The 15,995-nt window shown below is 59.4% G+C and carries 14 protein-coding genes; 2 read left to right on the top strand and 12 right to left on the bottom strand.

Features of this window, described 5'->3' with window-relative positions; genetic code table 11:
- Nucleotides 1–10: 10 nt before the first annotated feature.
- The 3 genes from BT204_RS22960 to BT204_RS22950 form a co-directional block, all read right to left on the bottom strand.
- Nucleotides 11–997 carry an HOASN domain-containing protein gene (locus tag BT204_RS22960; protein ID WP_060764836.1) on the bottom strand — a complete coding sequence of 329 codons (987 nt, stop codon included), beginning with the start codon at nt 995–997 and terminating at the stop codon, nt 11–13.
- Nucleotides 998–1,036: 39 nt separating this feature from the next.
- Nucleotides 1,037–2,068, bottom strand: coding sequence for an HOASN domain-containing protein (locus BT204_RS22955; RefSeq protein WP_172415482.1), 1,032 nt, complete (start codon nt 2,066–2,068; stop codon nt 1,037–1,039).
- A gap of 363 nt (nt 2,069–2,431) precedes the next feature.
- On the bottom strand, nt 2,432–4,501 hold the full coding sequence (locus tag BT204_RS22950; protein ID WP_057974849.1) for an EAL domain-containing protein: 2,070 nt from the start codon (nt 4,499–4,501) through the stop codon (nt 2,432–2,434).
- Nucleotides 4,502–4,845: 344 nt separating this feature from the next.
- Here BT204_RS22950 and BT204_RS22945 point away from each other — a divergent pair, with 344 nt between their 5' ends.
- A complete protein-coding gene (locus BT204_RS22945; RefSeq protein ID WP_236280173.1) occupies nt 4,846–5,100 on the top strand; it encodes a hypothetical protein in 255 nt (84 codons plus the stop codon).
- A gap of 11 nt (nt 5,101–5,111) precedes the next feature.
- Nucleotides 5,112–5,441: a DUF6388 family protein gene (locus BT204_RS22940; protein ID WP_054898536.1), complete on the top strand. Its 330-nt coding sequence runs from the start codon at nt 5,112–5,114 to the stop codon at nt 5,439–5,441.
- A gap of 8 nt (nt 5,442–5,449) precedes the next feature.
- Here BT204_RS22940 and BT204_RS22935 read toward each other — a convergent pair whose 3' ends face one another.
- Genes BT204_RS22935 through BT204_RS22895 form a run of 9 tightly spaced genes read right to left on the bottom strand, consistent with a single transcriptional unit; the run spans nt 5,450 to nt 15,952 of the window.
- A complete protein-coding gene (locus BT204_RS22935; protein ID WP_072448386.1) occupies nt 5,450–6,292 on the bottom strand; it encodes a serine/threonine-protein kinase in 843 nt (280 codons plus the stop codon).
- The gene (locus BT204_RS22930) at nt 6,289–7,011 is read right to left on the bottom strand and encodes a PP2C family protein-serine/threonine phosphatase (RefSeq protein ID WP_057974850.1); all 723 of its coding nucleotides are present in this window, start codon (nt 7,009–7,011) and stop codon (nt 6,289–6,291) included. The genes BT204_RS22935 and BT204_RS22930 overlap by 4 nt, the downstream gene beginning before the upstream one ends.
- A 2-nt stretch (nt 7,012–7,013) precedes the next feature.
- The gene (gene tssM, locus BT204_RS22925; RefSeq protein WP_072448384.1) at nt 7,014–10,349 is read right to left on the bottom strand and encodes a type VI secretion system membrane subunit TssM; all 3,336 of its coding nucleotides are present in this window, start codon (nt 10,347–10,349) and stop codon (nt 7,014–7,016) included.
- A gap of 15 nt (nt 10,350–10,364) precedes the next feature.
- Nucleotides 10,365–11,225 (bottom strand): type IVB secretion system protein IcmH/DotU, encoded by an 861-nt coding sequence (gene icmH, locus BT204_RS22920; protein ID WP_054898533.1) that lies wholly within the window; start codon nt 11,223–11,225, stop codon nt 10,365–10,367.
- A gap of 5 nt (nt 11,226–11,230) precedes the next feature.
- Nucleotides 11,231–12,559, bottom strand: coding sequence for a type VI secretion system baseplate subunit TssK (gene tssK / locus BT204_RS22915; RefSeq protein WP_072448383.1), 1,329 nt, complete (start codon nt 12,557–12,559; stop codon nt 11,231–11,233).
- A gap of 1 nt (nt 12,560) precedes the next feature.
- On the bottom strand, nt 12,561–13,046 hold the full coding sequence (tssJ, locus tag BT204_RS22910) for a type VI secretion system lipoprotein TssJ (protein ID WP_034126100.1): 486 nt from the start codon (nt 13,044–13,046) through the stop codon (nt 12,561–12,563).
- Between the two features lie 5 nt (nt 13,047–13,051).
- Nucleotides 13,052–14,245, bottom strand: a complete 1,194-nt coding sequence (tagH, locus tag BT204_RS22905) for a type VI secretion system-associated FHA domain protein TagH (RefSeq protein WP_072448381.1) — start codon at nt 14,243–14,245, stop codon at nt 13,052–13,054.
- 10 nt (nt 14,246–14,255) lie between these two features.
- Nucleotides 14,256–14,387 carry a hypothetical protein gene (locus BT204_RS22900; protein WP_034126102.1) on the bottom strand — a complete coding sequence of 44 codons (132 nt, stop codon included), beginning with the start codon at nt 14,385–14,387 and terminating at the stop codon, nt 14,256–14,258.
- Nucleotides 14,388–14,422: 35 nt separating this feature from the next.
- Nucleotides 14,423–15,952 (bottom strand): sigma-54-dependent Fis family transcriptional regulator, encoded by a 1,530-nt coding sequence (locus BT204_RS22895; protein ID WP_072448379.1) that lies wholly within the window; start codon nt 15,950–15,952, stop codon nt 14,423–14,425.
- Nucleotides 15,953–15,995 lie beyond the last annotated feature (43 nt).

Genomic DNA, 15,995 nt, shown 5'->3' with positions numbered 1-15,995 from the left:
CCAGGGAGGGCTACTTCACGCGTTGTACTTCTTCCCAGACTGCATCGTAATAAGCCCGCTCCAGCCGGAAGTGCTCGGCCAAAGACGTCAGGAACGCATTCTGAAACCCGAGGTCCGGAATACGCCGTGAGATCAGCGCCCATTCACGCTTGGCCCGCGGCGGCACCAGGCTGATATGCACTTCGTAGTACTCCGCGTCATCCTGGCTCAAGCCCGCGTTGCGCAGGGCGTTGTACAGCTTGCCGTGGTTGCCCGGCACCACCAGTTCGGTGATGTAGAACACCGCCAGGCCCCAGCCGACATCGGGGTTGCGGAAACAGCGTGCGCGGTTGTTGAGGTAGGCGATTTCCTCGGGCATCGTCGAGAGCGCCTCGAAATCGGCATTCAGGCCCACGGCGGCAAGCAGCTTGGCTAACAGGCGGGGGTGGGAGCGCCGCTCGTCTTCTTCGCCCAACTCGCCGTAGAGATAACGCGCCAGGGCGGCCGCCTCGTCCACATCAGTCAGGTTGACCAGCAGGTCGGCGGCATCCCGGTACAGGCGGTACGTGCGGAACCATTGATGGCGCAAAAACACCTGCAGTTGCTCGCGAGAGGCTTTGCCTTCAAACACATACTGCGACATCGGATGGTTTTCCCGCGACTGCGCGGCAATCTGCTCTTCCAGGCGTTGCTGGAAACCGGCCTCGGACAAGGGTGATGCCAGGTCGGCTGACGGCATGAAACGCTCTTGTACGCTATAGACGGCATTGGCCAGCCAGCGCCGGGTCGAGGCGGTGGCCACGTCATCGCTCAGCGACAGGATGTACAGCAATTGCTGGCACTGCGCTGCATTCGCGGCGTCGCCACGTTGGCCGGTCTCGCACAGGGCGCGCAGCATATTGGCAGCAATTTCGATGCGATTGAACGTCGCGTCCGGCTTCAAGGCTTCCGCCAACAGACGGGCTTCGGCCGTGTGAATATTCTGCAATTGCGGCAGGGAAAAATTACGTGGGCTCATCATGTGCTCCATTATTTTTGTTTTCGGATCGCAGGTCGTTCAGGCAGACAGGCGTTGGGCCTGCATCTGCTGCCACAGGCTGTCGAAGTAGGCTTTGTTGATTTCGAAGTGGCGCTTGAGTGCGCGCATGAACGTGCGCTGAAAGCCCTCCTCGCTGGCGAACTTGGCAATCAGTGCCCACATTTCCTCGGTGTCGATCTCATCCTGGGTGCCATGCAAACGGTGGAATTCGCTGGGCTGCTCTGGAACGTCGAGGCGCTGCAACAGCTCGTAGATGCGCCGATGGTTGACGCAACTGACAGACTCCACCGCATACAGCAGCGCAAGGCCCCAGGCGACATCCGTGTGGCGCACACAGCGAATACGATTATTCAGGTAGGCCTTTTCCAGCGGATGCAGCGCGGGAAAGTCGATGGCCAGCGGAATATCGAAATACTCCATCAGATGGGCGAGCATCGCCGGGTGCGAACGCTCCGGTGTCTCAGCCCCTGCTTCGCCGTACAGGTTGCGGTAAAACACCGAGGCGTCCTCGATGGCTTCGAAGCGAAAGGCCAGTTCGGCCAGCAGGCTGTAGAAGTTGTAGGAACGGGTCCAGTGATGCTCCAGGAAGAAGCGCACATCCTGCACCGGCGGCGTACCTTGGAACAGGTGTACCGACATCGGGTGGTTGACCCGGCTACGTGCGGCGATTTCAGCGTCGACCTGTTGACGGAACTCGTCCACCGGCAACGCGGTGAAGCCCGGCACGTCGGCGGCGAACTCATCTTCGACGCGGTAGACCTCGCTGGCCATCCAGCGCCGGGTCGGCTCGGTGCGCGGGTCACCTGGAATGTGCAATTGCAGCAAGGCTGACTGGTAGTGCGCGTAGGCGCCAGCGTCTCCCGCCAGGCCTTGTCGAGTCAGTGCGAGCAGCGCTTCCAGCGCGCGGGTGACCTGGGTGTAGTTGGCGCCGGGTTCCAAGGCATTCGTCATCAGCCGCGAGGCGGTGGTGAACAGATCGGAATCCGAGCGTTGTTGCAGGGTAGCAGTATCCATTGATAACCCCTGAATCTTGTTTTTGTGGTTGGGCATACTCGGAAAAAAGCCTAAAGGTTCCCGTAGTGGCAAGGTCAACACCTGTAGGAAAATTCTTTCAAGGCTTGGCGATGGGAGGTGATGGCGTCAGGGCGGAGCCCCAATTAGCCGTTACCGCAAGAATGGATATGTACACGATCCAACTGTATCGGCTGTCAGGCCGTCTTCGCAGGCAAGCCAGCTCCCACAGTTAGATCGCGGTGCGTCAGTTAGATCAGCGTCGGCTGTCAGTCCGTCACGGGAGCAAGCTCACTCGCCACAGGTCCAGCGTCGCACCAAAGTTGTGTAGTTACCTATGGTCGTCGCCGGCGAGCCAGCGCCCACAGTTGGATCGGGGTGCCAGGTAGATAGGGTCGGTCATCAGACCAACGCCCTGCGCTCAAGCACAAAGCGCGGCAACTGATCCCCAGGCAGTGCCCTGCTGAAATACCAGCCCTGGATAAACAACTCAGGCCCGTTACTCAAAAAGGCCAATTGCTCAGCCGTCTCGACCCCTTCCACTACCACGCCCAGGTCCAGGGCCTCGCAGAAGCGCAACATACCGGTGAGCACCTGGGCGCCTTTAGGGTCGTGCTGGGCAACCACAAAACTGCGGTCGATCTTGATGAAATCCACAGGAAACTGGTGCAGATAGCTCAACGCAGAAAACCCAGTGCCAAAATCATCCAGATAGACCTTGGCCCCCATGGCTTGCAACTTCTGGATGGTCTGGCGGGTGGCCGGGATGTCGCTGACCAGCGCGTCTTCGGTAATTTCCACTGAAACTTGCCCACGGGCCTGGCCAAGAATTTCCACCAGGCGGTCGCCATAGGCGGCATCCTTTAGTGTGGTGCTGGAAATATTGATGGTCATCGGCAGTTCAAAACCCACCTTCTGCCATTTCTGATACTGGCGCACGGCCTGGGATGCCACCCACACATCCACGTCCGGCATCAGCCTGGCGTGCGCCAGCCATTGCAGGAACTCCCACGGCGAATGCACCGTGCCCTGGCTGTCCCGGGCGCGCATCAGCGCCTCGCACCCGGTGCATAAACCGGTACGGGTGGAGACCTGGGGTTGAAACTCAAGATAGAACTCGTAATCGCTGATCTGCTGGATGCGGTTCAACTCAGCGGCCTGGCGGGCCAATGTCTGGTGGGTGGCCAGCACCGGGTCGAACTCTAGCAGACGGCCTTTTTCCTCAAGGCCGCGAAACGTCATGTCCAAAGATTTGAGATACACCGTGCCGCCATCGCTGGACTGGCGATGAATCGCTCTCACGTAGGGCGCATACACCAGCGTGCCGGCCCCCAGCAGAACGATCTGCAACACCACCGCCGCCACGTCGCCATGGGTGCTGAGGTATGCATTGAGCAGCACCGGGGCGGTAAACGGCACGCTGGCCACCGCCGGCGACACCCAGCCCAGTTGTACCACCATCAACGCCACCATCGCGTTGAACGCCGGTACCAGTAGAAACGGTATAAACAGGCGCGGGTTGAGGATGATCGGCAAACCGAACAACAGCACCTCGCTGACATTGAATAACGACAACGGCAAACTCGCTACCGCCAGCAAGCGCATGGACTGGCTTTTGGAAAACAGCAGGATCGCCAGCAGCAGGCATAAGGTTGCCCCCGAACCACCGATAAACGCAAAACTGCCCAGCAAGCCGTTATTGAGCAAGTACAGCACCGGCTCCCCCGCCGCCAACGCTGCGCCATTGAGCGCCACGGCCTGGTCCAGGGCATCGAATAGCGGCTGCATGGCATACACGCCGTGAATGCCGAAGAACCACAGCAGCGAATTCATCAGTGTCACAAACAACCCGCTGCCGTAAGGCGTCTGCAACGCATCAAGCACCTGCGGACCCTGGATTTGCGCCACATGGGGTATCAACAGCAGCAACGACAACACCGTCACCAACGACAAGGCCGTGAGTGCGCCGGGTATCACCATGTTGATGGTGCCCTTGAGGTTATGGCCGACCAGGTCTTGGTTGACCAGGCGTGTCCAGCGAAAGCGGTGCAGCCAGGCAATGGCAGGCACATTGATCAAGGGCGAAGCAATGGCAATAAACAGCAGGAACGTGGCCGAAGCACGCGGGTAATCACGCAGCACGAAGGTGGCGACCACCACATGGGCCAGGCACAGGAAGGCAACCGGCAGCTGTGGCAGACGGTGTTGAATCGCCAACATATAACCGATGGAGGCCGCGACCAGCAGTGGGATCACCGAACTGATCTGTTTATGCAACCCCGCCAGGAAACTCACCACTTGGGGATCGAACCCCAGCGCCAGGGCACATTCGGACAGAATCAGGAAGCCGGCGGACACCAACAGGCACGGCAGAATCCACAGCAGCCCCTCACGAATCGCACGCAACGACTCCGTGCTGGCCAGGACCGCCAGGCGCTGGGTCAGGAAAAGTTTGAACAGGGTGTGCGCCATGGGCCGTCCTCTGCCTGTCACCGACTGCCGCTGAAGATCAGCGGCCGGAAACACCGCTAACGCTACACGCCCTGATAGCCGAAGCGAAAGCCTTTATCCCCGTCCCAGCCCGGCTTTTTACCAGTGAATGCCTGGCTGCTAGACTAAATCCCTACAGATTTATCGAACTTTCTGACTTGAATCATCCCCTAAGGCTGTCTGAGTCGGTATCATCCGCACGGTTTGTGCGTGTTAAACGATGTTACAACCTGTCTGATAATGGGTACGCACTCAGGGAATCTTGCCTGGAACGACAACAGGCCAAAGGAGAGAACCTCACTATGCAAGACAAGCGCTCAAGTAACATGCGTCCTCTATTCGTCACCATTGTGCTGTGGTTGTGCAGCGTGGTGTTGCTGTTTGTGATCAAGAACGTCATTGAATTGTTTACCGGGCCTGTGGCTGAAACCTGGGTAGACCTGACGCTGGTGCTGATCGCCTATCTGATGTTTTTCTTGCTGGCGCCGTTGCAGAACTGGATGCGACGCAGGTCGCGCAAGCGTGCCCGCCATCACCTCAACGCACGCACGTCCGAGAGCAGCTCTCATCCTTCTCGTTAAGGTGTCTATCTGTGTCGACGCCTAACGATACTTATCAGCTTGCACTGGACAGGTTTCTGCGCGAACAACCGCAGGTCGCTGCCGAGCTGGACAGTCTTAACCCGCTGGTAGCCCAGGCCAGGGGCGAAACCCTGGCGCAGTATCGCGCTGAACGCCTGCATGAGGCTTTCGAGGCACACGCTGAACAGCAACAGCTGTTCGCCTGGGAATTGACCCTCAAGCTGACGGCCGATTCCACCGAAGTCTTCGAAGCCCAGCGCCGTGAAGTGCATAAAGAAGTCGCACAGATGGCGGGCATGGACTGGCTGGAGTACTGCCAGTTGCACGGCTTGGCCGTTTGACCTCTTCCCTACAAGCGCCAGCGTGGCCGGTTGCGCCCCATGACTTGGCGCAACTCGGCGACCGTTATGCTTCGGTGCTGCGGGTCCACCGCGAGCGCAGCCTGTAACGCCGCCCAGCAATGCCTGGGCAACTGCGCAGGCCGGGACAACCGGTCCATTGCGCAACGTTCGCCAACGCGCTTGCCATGGGCCAGTTCGTATAGGATGCAGGCCACGCCGTACAAGTCGGCGGCCGCGGTCAACGCCCCGCCGGCCAACAGTTCCGGGGCTGCGTAGGCAGGTGTCCAGGCATTGAAACGACTGCGGCTGACACTCGGCAAACCCACCCCAGCCTGCCCGGCGGCATGGCCCAGCCCAAAGTCGAACAAGCGCACGCCCTCCTCGCCCACCATGACATTGGATGGTTTGACGTCACCGTGCAGCACGTTTTGCTGGTGGGTGTAGACCAAGGCATCCAGCAACTGCACGGCGATGGGTTGCAGTTCGCGCCAGGGCAACCCATAAGGGCATTCCAGCAGCAGACGGTCCAGGGTCAGCCCCTGCAACAACTCCATGGTGAAGAACGCGACCTGGCTGTGTGTGTCGACTTCGAACGAGAACGTCCGTACCACGCGGTCGTGCCGAAGGCTGCGGGTCAACGCAAACTCGTTGTACAACAACACATGCGCATCGGGACATTGGGAAATGGATTCGTCCACCAGCTTGAGCGCCACGTTCGAACAGCGCTCGCCTAATTGCTCGTGCAGCAGGTCGCGCGCACGGTACACAACGCCCATACCCCCTCTGCCCAAGACATGCTCAAGGTGATAACGCCCAACCAGCAGACGCAAGGCTTGTGGCGACGCGCTCAAGGCTGCACGACAACCGCGGTCAGGTCATCATGTACCGGCCTGCGCAACGCCCCTGCAAATAGCCGTTCCACTGCCTGCTGGGGCGTTTGCATACTCAACGCTCGTCCCAGGTCCACATGGCTGAGGGCCTGATACAAACCATCACTGCATAATAAAAATACATCCCCTGGGCGGGTACTGAGTTCCAATGCCTCAAGGTGCAACCGCGAACCCGCGCCCACGGCTCGGGTCAAGGCCCTGGCATCGGGGTAGGCCTGGGCTTGCGCGGCACTGAGGTGACGCTCGTCCATGAGCCGCTGCAGCAACGAATGGTCCTTCGACAATTGGTAGAGACTCTGCCCGCGCCATAGATAGCAGCGACTGTCTCCCGCCCAGAGACAAGCCGCCCGGCCTTTCTCCAGCAGCAGTGCAACTACGGTACTGCCCATCGTCGCGTCAGCAGGTGCGCCAGGTTCTGTCCATGCACGCCTCAACCCTTGGTTGACGCCCTGCAAACAACTGCGAACGGCCTGGATACGCTGATCGAGGTTGCCCTGAGCCGACACGGCTGCCAACTGCCTGATTACCCATCGGCTGGCGACATCCCCGTTGCGATACCCGCCCATGCCGTCCGCAACCGCCCAGCAGCTGCGGCGCGGGTCGTCCAGGAATGCATCCTCGTTGCGCAGCCGCGCCTGCCCCTGCTGTGTACGACCAGCGCTGCGCCAGGGGGCTGCCATCTTCACAGTTGCTCCGGCAAGCGAAAGGTGCGCCACGTATCCACATCAAACGGGACAGGCGTGCGTTGGCTGGTCAGCAGGTAATTGACGCGCAGGCCGGCGAGGTCTGCCTTGAAAACCTGAGCATTTTGCCCACTGGCGGGTTCTCTCTGCAGCTGGTCCAGAAACCGGAACAGTGACCAAGCCCCTGTGTTCTTCTCGATTCCCAAGGGTCGCTGCTCGGTGCCTTTCTCCAGGACGAGACTGCTGCGCCCATTGTCTGCATCGGTGGGCCAACGGAACGCCACGGGCACGATGGGACCGTGGCGATATTCCAATTGCTGGTCACCCACGCGCAGAATCGCACGACTGATCGATGGGTCCAGGCTGTAGGGCGCCACGGTAAACCGCACAGATAACTCCTCCGTGTCCTCGGTAAAAAAACCGCGGCGTATGGCCTGGGTTTTTGTCAATTGCTCCAACAGCGAACGCGAAACCGGCAAGCTCTGGCCATCCAGCCCACGCAATCGGTAGCGAGTGCCGTCGACACTGATGAAAGGCCGCAGGTAGTTCTCATAAAAGCGCGCCATCACCCCTCGTGGCTTGAAGAACTCCTGAAAATCATGAAGGGCTACGTCATTGCTCGCGTTGGCATGGAACGGGTAACGTCGTCCAATTGCCTTGGCGTAAGGGCTACGCACATCGCTCTGATAGCGTTGGTTGACGTGCACATAGGCCTGCTCCAGCAAATGCCGCCAACTCTCGTCGGCCAGGCCCTCAAGCCAGCCGGCAACGGGTAGCGGCAGACGCGCAGCGGCATCACGCAGGCTACCCAGCACATCCTGCTGCCCCTCCATACGCTGCCGGGCACGCAGGAAGGCTGCCTGCTCGGGTGCGCTGTCACGGTTCAATGCCGTCAGTTGCAAGTGCAGTTCATCCAACTGACGCAAAGCCTGGGTCAGCTCTGCTCCGGGGTTGTTCTGCTCATCCAGCAATTGATGCAAAGGCTCGAATTTTTGTTGCAGCGCCCGCCGCGCAGCATCAGTCCCAGCCACCAGCGCCGCCTTGGCCACGTCTGCGGGATGTTGCACTGCTTTATCGAGCAGCTCATGACCTGGCAGCAAACGCGTGTTTTCACGCAACTGTTGCAACAACCGAATCAAAGGGGACTGGGCCGAAGTCAGGCTCATGAGCTGCTCGGCGTCCTGGCGTAGGCTGTCGGTCTCTTGCAGCGTGATACGGCCGAGAACATCGCTCCAGGCATCGGCATATTCACTGAAATAGCGCTGCTGCAATTGCGCCATCAGCCGACTCAAATCTTGATGGCCCAGATCGGTACCCTCACCGAGCACCCAGTTATCCCGGGCAATGGTGTCAACCAACCGTGGACCCTGCGTCTCAAAGTACTGCAGATACCTTTTGGTATAGAAACCCGGTACGGAGGGGGCGATACCAGCGAATACATTGCCCTCGGCCAGGCGCAAGGGTTCCAGATCGCGGGCTTGTTCGCGCAGTACCCGATACACCACGTCGGCCAATGACTCGCCCCTCAGTGCTTCGCGAGCCTGAGCCACCCGTTCCTCGTTGAGCGGCCCGACAAACGGACGCTCAAGCAGCCGCGCAAAGTGATCATTCAGGCGCTTTTGTGTCGACATGTCCCCGGCAAAACGCTCCGACCAGAGGCTCGCCATATGTTGTGCCAGCCAAGCAGTCTCACGGCGCTCGCGCAAGTTGAGCATCAAATACGCGCGCAGATTGTCCAATAGCCGGTCCCGATCTCCCAGGCTGGCATATACCTGCTCGTCCAGTTGGGCGGTTATCCAACGCAGCAATTGCTGGTGCAGTGCCTGCTCATAGGCGTGTTCGACACTGGGCCGACTCAGCTCGCCCTGATACAGCCCAACGTGCTCGACCAGGCGCACATCTGCCGACCTGGGAAAAACCCGGGTCGCCGCCAGCCGCGCATCCAACAGCGCCAACAGCGCCGTGCTGTCATCGCTGGCTTGCGAGCCAAGCGGCGGGAGAGCTACCAGTGCCGCCAACTGCGCCAGTCGTTGATGGTTGACGGCATAACTGTGCCACCACAGCCCGCCGACACCGCCAATAACCAAGGCTACGGCCATCGCTTGCAACCCCTGGCGCCAACGGATTCGCTGTCGTTCCTCGGCCTGCAAGCCAGCGAGGTCGGCTTCGGCAAAGATTGCCTGGCTGAACAGGCCCTGCACAAATCGCGGGTGCCGGCCATCGGCGCAGGTCAGGAAAATCCCTCGCAGACCATTGATGGGTTGGTAGCGATGAGAGGAAAACGCCATTTCAGCGAACAGATTCACGCGTTCACCTATTCGTGCCACCTGCTGGGGGAATCCCAGCATCAGCCCCCGGCGCTCGACATTGCGCTCCTGGTGCAATCGCCCGATCAGCTCACTATTCAAGCGCTGTAACAATCGCTCGACCGCCCGGCGAACCTGCGTAGTGTCAGTATCCTCGACATGGGCGTCCAAGTGCTGCCCAAGCAAGCTGTCAGCACTCTCTGCGTGGGGCAGGTCGAAGAACTCAGCGAATCCCGACAACCGATCGGCCTGGGTCAAAACCAGGTAGATCGGCACATCCACATGCAACGTCTGCTGAATCTCCTGCAAACGTGAGTGCACACGGCGTGCGTGATGATCCAGGTCGTACTCGTTGATGCTCAACAACGTGTCGACCGACAGCGTCACCACTACACCATTCAGCGGACGCACTCGGCGCCGCCATCTGAGCAGATTGAGCAGGGTTGCCCAACCTGCGGCATCCACTGAGCTGTCAGGCTGGGTAAGGTAGCGCCCCGGCGTGTCGACGAGTATGCCTGCGGCGGCAAAGTACCATTCACAATGAGTGCTACTGCCCATTGGTCGCCCTTGGGCAGGGTCGAGCGCCAACGGCAAGCCGGCGGCAGCCAGTAACTGCGTTTTGCCACTGCCCGGCTCGCCGATCAACAGGTACCACGGCAGATCATGGCGCCACCGTGCGTTATGCACGCCATAATGGCTGGATGTTTTCAGCAGATGCACAGCGTTTTTGAATCGAACGCTTACCTGACGGCGCTCATCCTCGACCCACTTCAACGGCTGCTCACGCGGGGGCCTTTGGCGCCTGGTAGCACTACCAGTATCCGTAAGCGCTATCACCAGCCCCCACAGTAAAAACACGATGCTGATGGTAAGCAGGCGAGCAGTCGTCCCCTGCCAGATACGATAGTCATCCACTGCCAACAGCGGCCCTAAAAACCACACGAGTGCCGCACAGGAAAGCGCCAGCAGAAGGCTCCAAACCCAAACCCTGCCCAGCACGGCGCCCATCCTCTTGAAGAATGCGCTCATTCATTGCTCCAGCGTTTACAAGGGCGTACGAATCAGGTCCGACGCCGAGAATTGAAGGGGTTGCAGTGCATTCGATCGTTCCTTGCTCAGTACCCAGGCAAATCCTGTATACAGAGCCAACAAACAGCTCAGGGTGAATGCCACACACCAGGTGACGGGAATGACACGGATCCGCTTGTGCGGGTCCTTCCCCTGTATGGCAGGCAGTAGCGGCGCCTTCAGCGGTTCCCCACGTACATGCCTGATCTGGCGATACAAGGCATCACGAACAGCCTCAAGTTGTGACGCGCCCCGCTCCATGACCCGGTATTTGCCCTCGAACCCCAAAGATAGACACAGGTACAAAAGCTCCAGCATCGCCAGGTGCTTGAGGGGGTCGCGCGACAGCCGCTCCAGCAGTTGGAAAACTTTTTCGCCCCCGAAGGTTTCGTTATGAAAGCGGCTCAACAGGCTCTTTTTCGACCACTCGCTCTGCGCCCCCCACGGAGTTATCAAGACCGCCTCGTCAATCACACTGCACAACACATAACGCGCCGATATTATCTGGCTGCTTTCCACGCCGCCCTGCAAAGCGTGGGTTTCAAATTGATTGACAGCCAACGACAACCGCTCGTTGAGCGTGTCCCAACTTTCACGGCCAGAGCAGCGCCTGAGCCCTACAACCTCGGACAATACCGCCCAGGCTGCGTCGACTATAGGGTTGAGCCCAACCTGGAAGCTTTGCGTATCGAGCCTGAGGCCGGCGTAGATCATCCGATCTTCCAACTGCTCATAACGCGGCGGCGACGGGAAGTCCGTTAATGGTCCTTGGGCAGGCCCATGACTTTCCCGGTCAAGCAAGACGGTTTTTTCATCTTGAGTGCATTCACTTTCCATGGCGTTCAATTCCTGATGGCCCAGAAGTCAAGTTCAAGCCCGGTGAACTCACCTCCTACGTGGAAAGCGAAACCACCTGACTGCTCCAGTTGTGCGATATCACGAGCGCTCATATCGAGCATGAAGTAGGTCTTGCCGGCGTGAAATGGAATCTGTCGCGGCGCCACTGGCAACGACGTGACCTTGATACCGGCCAAGTGCAGGTTGACCAATTCACGTATGCGCTCAACCGGCGCGACTTTCAGGTGTGCCGGCAGACGCTGGCGCAGTTCCTGCGCCTCACACTGCGCAGTGGCCGCCAAAATGAAGGTGGCCGTACCAAGCAATTTCAACTCGCTGACTGGGCATACCAGGACGCCATATTGGCGCGGCTGCAAAGCCAACTTGATCGCCTGTTGCTCCAACACCACAGACAGCACCAAGCGCACCTGCTCCATCAGCCCACGAAAACTGGCGCCCTGATCACCGTGTTGGTAATGAACGTTCAACTGCGCACGCTTACTGTCACTGGCGAACGTTGATAACTCACCGAGCAGGGACACCAGCGCACGGAACACTGCTTCGGGCCGCACCCGAGCCTGGCTCAGGCAGTGGCGCAGCTCCAGCTCGGTACGATTGATTACTTGCAGCATCAGGAAGTCAGCGATTTGTGTGCCTGCGGTCGTGCTCTCGCCACGAATACGTGCAGCGATGGCATCGCCCCTGCTGACAAGCAGGCCGATCACCTCCTTGAGACACGACGCCACGTACCCATGCTCCTGCACGAAAATGAACGTAGGGATGAACGTTGTATCCAGGTTCACTCCCCCCTCGTCGGTGGCGTCCAGTACCTGGGCGATCTTGAGTTTGACGAAGTGCTCGTCATGCGAGTGTTCGCCCAACAGAAGACGTAAGTCGGGACGTGCGCAGTTGATCCGGCAACGCGTATCCACACCCGCATTGGCATCTCCCACTTCCACTTCGCAGCTGACGTAGCGTGCCAGCACATCACTCTGTCCTGGCTGGCGAACTTCAAGGTGACTGCCACTGGCCAACGGGAGCGCCAGGAAAACGCCTTGTCTGCCCGTGTCGGTGGGTACCTGCAACACCAGAGGTTCCATGCCGGGGCTCAACTCAAACAGGCTACCGTCCGGCAAAACGCCGCTGGCCTGGTTGACCACCAGCTTGCCCAGCTTGAGGTACTGCAAATTGAGTTCCAGCGTGAGCAAGCCCCAGGTATCACTGCCCAACAAGCGCGTCTGGGTGAGTTGTTGATGATAATAACGGTCGTTGTGCTGCAAGTGCTGTGGCCGCAACAGCATGCCTTCTTGCCAGATAACTTTCTGAGCCTGCATGTCACTGCGCCTCCAGGCCGGCGAGTGAGCCAGCAACGCGTATACCGGTCTGATCCAATACCAGATCAGCACGGTTACGTTGTTGCACGGTCAGCGGGATCAGTAGCCGCCACTGGACATTGGGCAGGTCTCGATAAGCCGCCAGCACCCCCACGAAACGACTGTCAGGTCCGATACGAAGCTTGAGCCCCAGGCGGTCCCCAGGGCGCAATTCAAGTTCGTCGCTGTTTACCCAGTCCTTGGACAGCGTCTGCTGCGCATTGCCATACAGACCGAAGAAGTCGGCATGTTCAAAAGCGACGCCCTGGCGCAGTTCAATCAACTGCACCACAACTGGCGAGGGGCGGCCATGCAGATCCGGGTTGACGAGTTCACTGGCGGTCAGCGCCATGTCTAGCTTGGTCAGCTTAGAAAAAGGCGAGGCGGCGCTGCAACCTGTCAATAGCCCGAACATGAGCAACAGCAAAGCAAGGGTGACTCGGTACATGAGCATTATCCTGGAAAATCAATATGCAGGCTGGAGATCAGGCGCACCTGCTCCTCATAGGCCTTGGCGAAGTCGCCCCCCAAAGGACGATCATTCAATCGCTCTTGCGCCACCAGACGCTGGTAATGACGCTGGTACGCACGCCAATGCCCACCATCCGAGAAAAACCCGACCGACTTGCCCGAGGACTCGAAGCATCCCAACAGATAGCTGGGCTCAAAGGCCGCACGGGCGTTGCGCAAGGTGCTTCGACAGGCGGCCAACATTGCGACCTGATGCGCTTGCAGTTCCCGGTGAGCCTGGGTGATAGCCCGTACAGCGGGCATCTGGCCTAACGCACTTATATCCAACATCGCAGCTACCGCAGCATCGATGTCGCTACACGCTTTCAAGGGATTAAGGCCCACACCATGGCTGCCGAACGGCGCTGTATCCAACTCGTTATTCAATTCGTCACGGGTGCGCAAACTTTGTTGCAACCCTTCGATCGTCAGGCGAAATAAGCGCGCCACCTTGATCGCCAGTGCTTGCCGACCCGGTTGATCGAGCGTATTCAGGTCCAGGCCCAAGGCTGCTGCAAATTGTGGCCAGAACTCTTCATCAGTCGGCACAGTCATCGCCGCCTGTACCGTAGCAACCTCTACCGCGGGTTCTTCCCGACGTGGGAAGACCACGTGCTCCCGGTCAGCCCCGTAGCGATCCGTCCACACTTGCTGCTCATCGGCGGACTCGTTCAATGCCTCCAGATCCTGCGAAAAGGCATGCATACGGCAATCAAGGTCCAACTGATGCGAAGGGCCCAGCGAGAGGAAGGCGTCTTCAGGGATCGTTACTGCCGAGGCGGCCTGCAAGCCGCCAGCAGGTTGCGGTGGCTCCAGCAAGCGCGCACGTATCGCCAACGCTCCCAGCTCGAACACTTCGCCATCACTGATCAATCGCGCGTGCCCCTTGCGCAGGCGCTCATGACTCCCTGCCACCCTGATTCCGTTGCGGCTGATATCCGTGAGGAAATAGCGGCCCTCGCGGTAGGCGACCAGTCCATGGTGGCTGGAGAGCACGCGGCTGGCGTCAGGTATTACCCAATCACATTCCGAGCCGCGGCCGATCACGCCACCACTCACGTCAAACACTTTGCGGTCCAGGGGCACGTTCTTTTCGCTCTCGGGCGCGCAGATCTCAAACACAAGCTGCATCTTCATGACCCTCCATTCAGCGGCCACGAGTGATCGCCTGTGGGTCACCCACAGGATGGTACTCAGCGTCATCGAATACATAGTTGGCGTTACAGCCACCCAGCAAAAACAGTACAAGCACGACGATGTGCCATGGACGATCAGGCATCGGCTTTCTCCCATAGTGAAAATAAGGTGCGTCATTCAGCGTTCTTCCCTGGCATCGCCAAAGGGAATGTTCAAGCGGGCAAGACGGTAGAGCAGCGTACGCCGGGCAACCCCTAGCTCCCGTGCCGTACGGGTGCGATTACCGCGATTCTTGTGCAGGCAATCGAGCAAAAACGTGCGCTCCACTCGTTCCATGCGCTGGCGCAGGGTCGCTTCATCGGTAGCGGCTGGCGTCAGTGTCATTGGCAGCGCCAGATGCTCCGGTCGGATCACGCTGTCGTCACACAACAGCACGGCGCGCTCCACCAGGCATTTGAGCTCGCGTATGTTGCCGGGGAAGCTGTGGCTGGAAAGTTGATCAAGGGCGGTATTCGACCAATCGACAGGTGACTTTTTCAGCGCTTCGCAAACCTTGTCCGTGAAATAGCGCGCCAGTTGCTGTACATCGCCGTCTCGCTCGCGCAGGGCCGGTAGAGTGATGGGGAACTGAGCAAGCCGATAATAGAGATCCTCGCGAAAGCGCCCCTCGGCAACCATCGCCGCGAGGTCGCGATGGGTGGCAGCAATGATGCGGACATCAACCTTATGGGCTGCACTGGCGCCCAGTGGGCGAACCTCGCCCTCCTGCAATACCCGCAGCAACTTGGCTTGCAGTGACAGCGGCATATCGCCGATCTCATCCAGCAGCAACGTACCGCCATGCGCAGCGTCGAACAGCCCCGCGTGATTGCGCTCGGCGCCAGTGAACGCGCCTTTTCGGTAGCCGAACAGTTCGCTTTCAAGCAACCCTTCCGGGAACGCTGCGCAGTTCTGCACGACAAAGGCCTTGGCCTTGCGCGGCCCGGCGGCATGGATGGCGCGGGCCACCACTTCCTTGCCAGTGCCGGTCTCACCGTGCAGCAGCACGGTATAAGACGTGTGCAGCACTTTACTGATCAGCCGGCACGCCTGCTCCATTGCCGCACTGGTGCCAATCAAGCCATATGTTCCAGCCAACGGTTTGTCGCATCTGCGCTTTGTGCCAACGATGGGCTGGATATCGCGCAGTGCGAGTAACTGATTCAAGGCGAAGCTGCCCAAATGCCCCAAGGATGAGGCGTAGACTCGCAACTGGACCGACTGCTGGCGGGCGAAGACCAGCACACCGGTCATACGTTTGCATCGGCTGAGCAGCGGCACGATCAATAGCGCACGCCAGGGTATCGCCATTGCCGGGAGGAAGCGGGTGTCATACCCACTGTCTTGCACATCCTCCAGACTCAGGACGGAGCCCTGGTTCAAGGTTGCGTGCAGCAGCCCTTGGTGGGACTGATCGGGACACGCAGGCGCAACGGAGAGCGATGGTATCTGGGCCATATGTTGAGCGGTCAGTTCAAGCCGGCCGGTCACTTCGTCCAGCAGATACAATTGGCTGAGCTCACACTGGCTCAGCCGTGCCGCCCCGGTAACGCATCCTTCAAGTAACGAATGTTCATCGCGCTCGAACCCCAAGCGTGTGAAACAGGCAGACAGCGCGTCGACATAAACCAGCGGGTCGGCCTCTTTACCAAGCAGGTTATCGGTCATGGGCTGCACTCGTCGAAACACGCCAGGGCCAGCACTGTGTCGG

The organism is Pseudomonas sp. NFPP02 (assembly GCF_900119355.1).
In the GTDB taxonomy this organism is placed as follows: domain Bacteria; phylum Pseudomonadota; class Gammaproteobacteria; order Pseudomonadales; family Pseudomonadaceae; genus Aquipseudomonas; species Aquipseudomonas paracarnis.
Note: the sequence above shows the minus strand (reverse complement) of the source record. Positions and strands in the feature narration are given on the sequence as shown.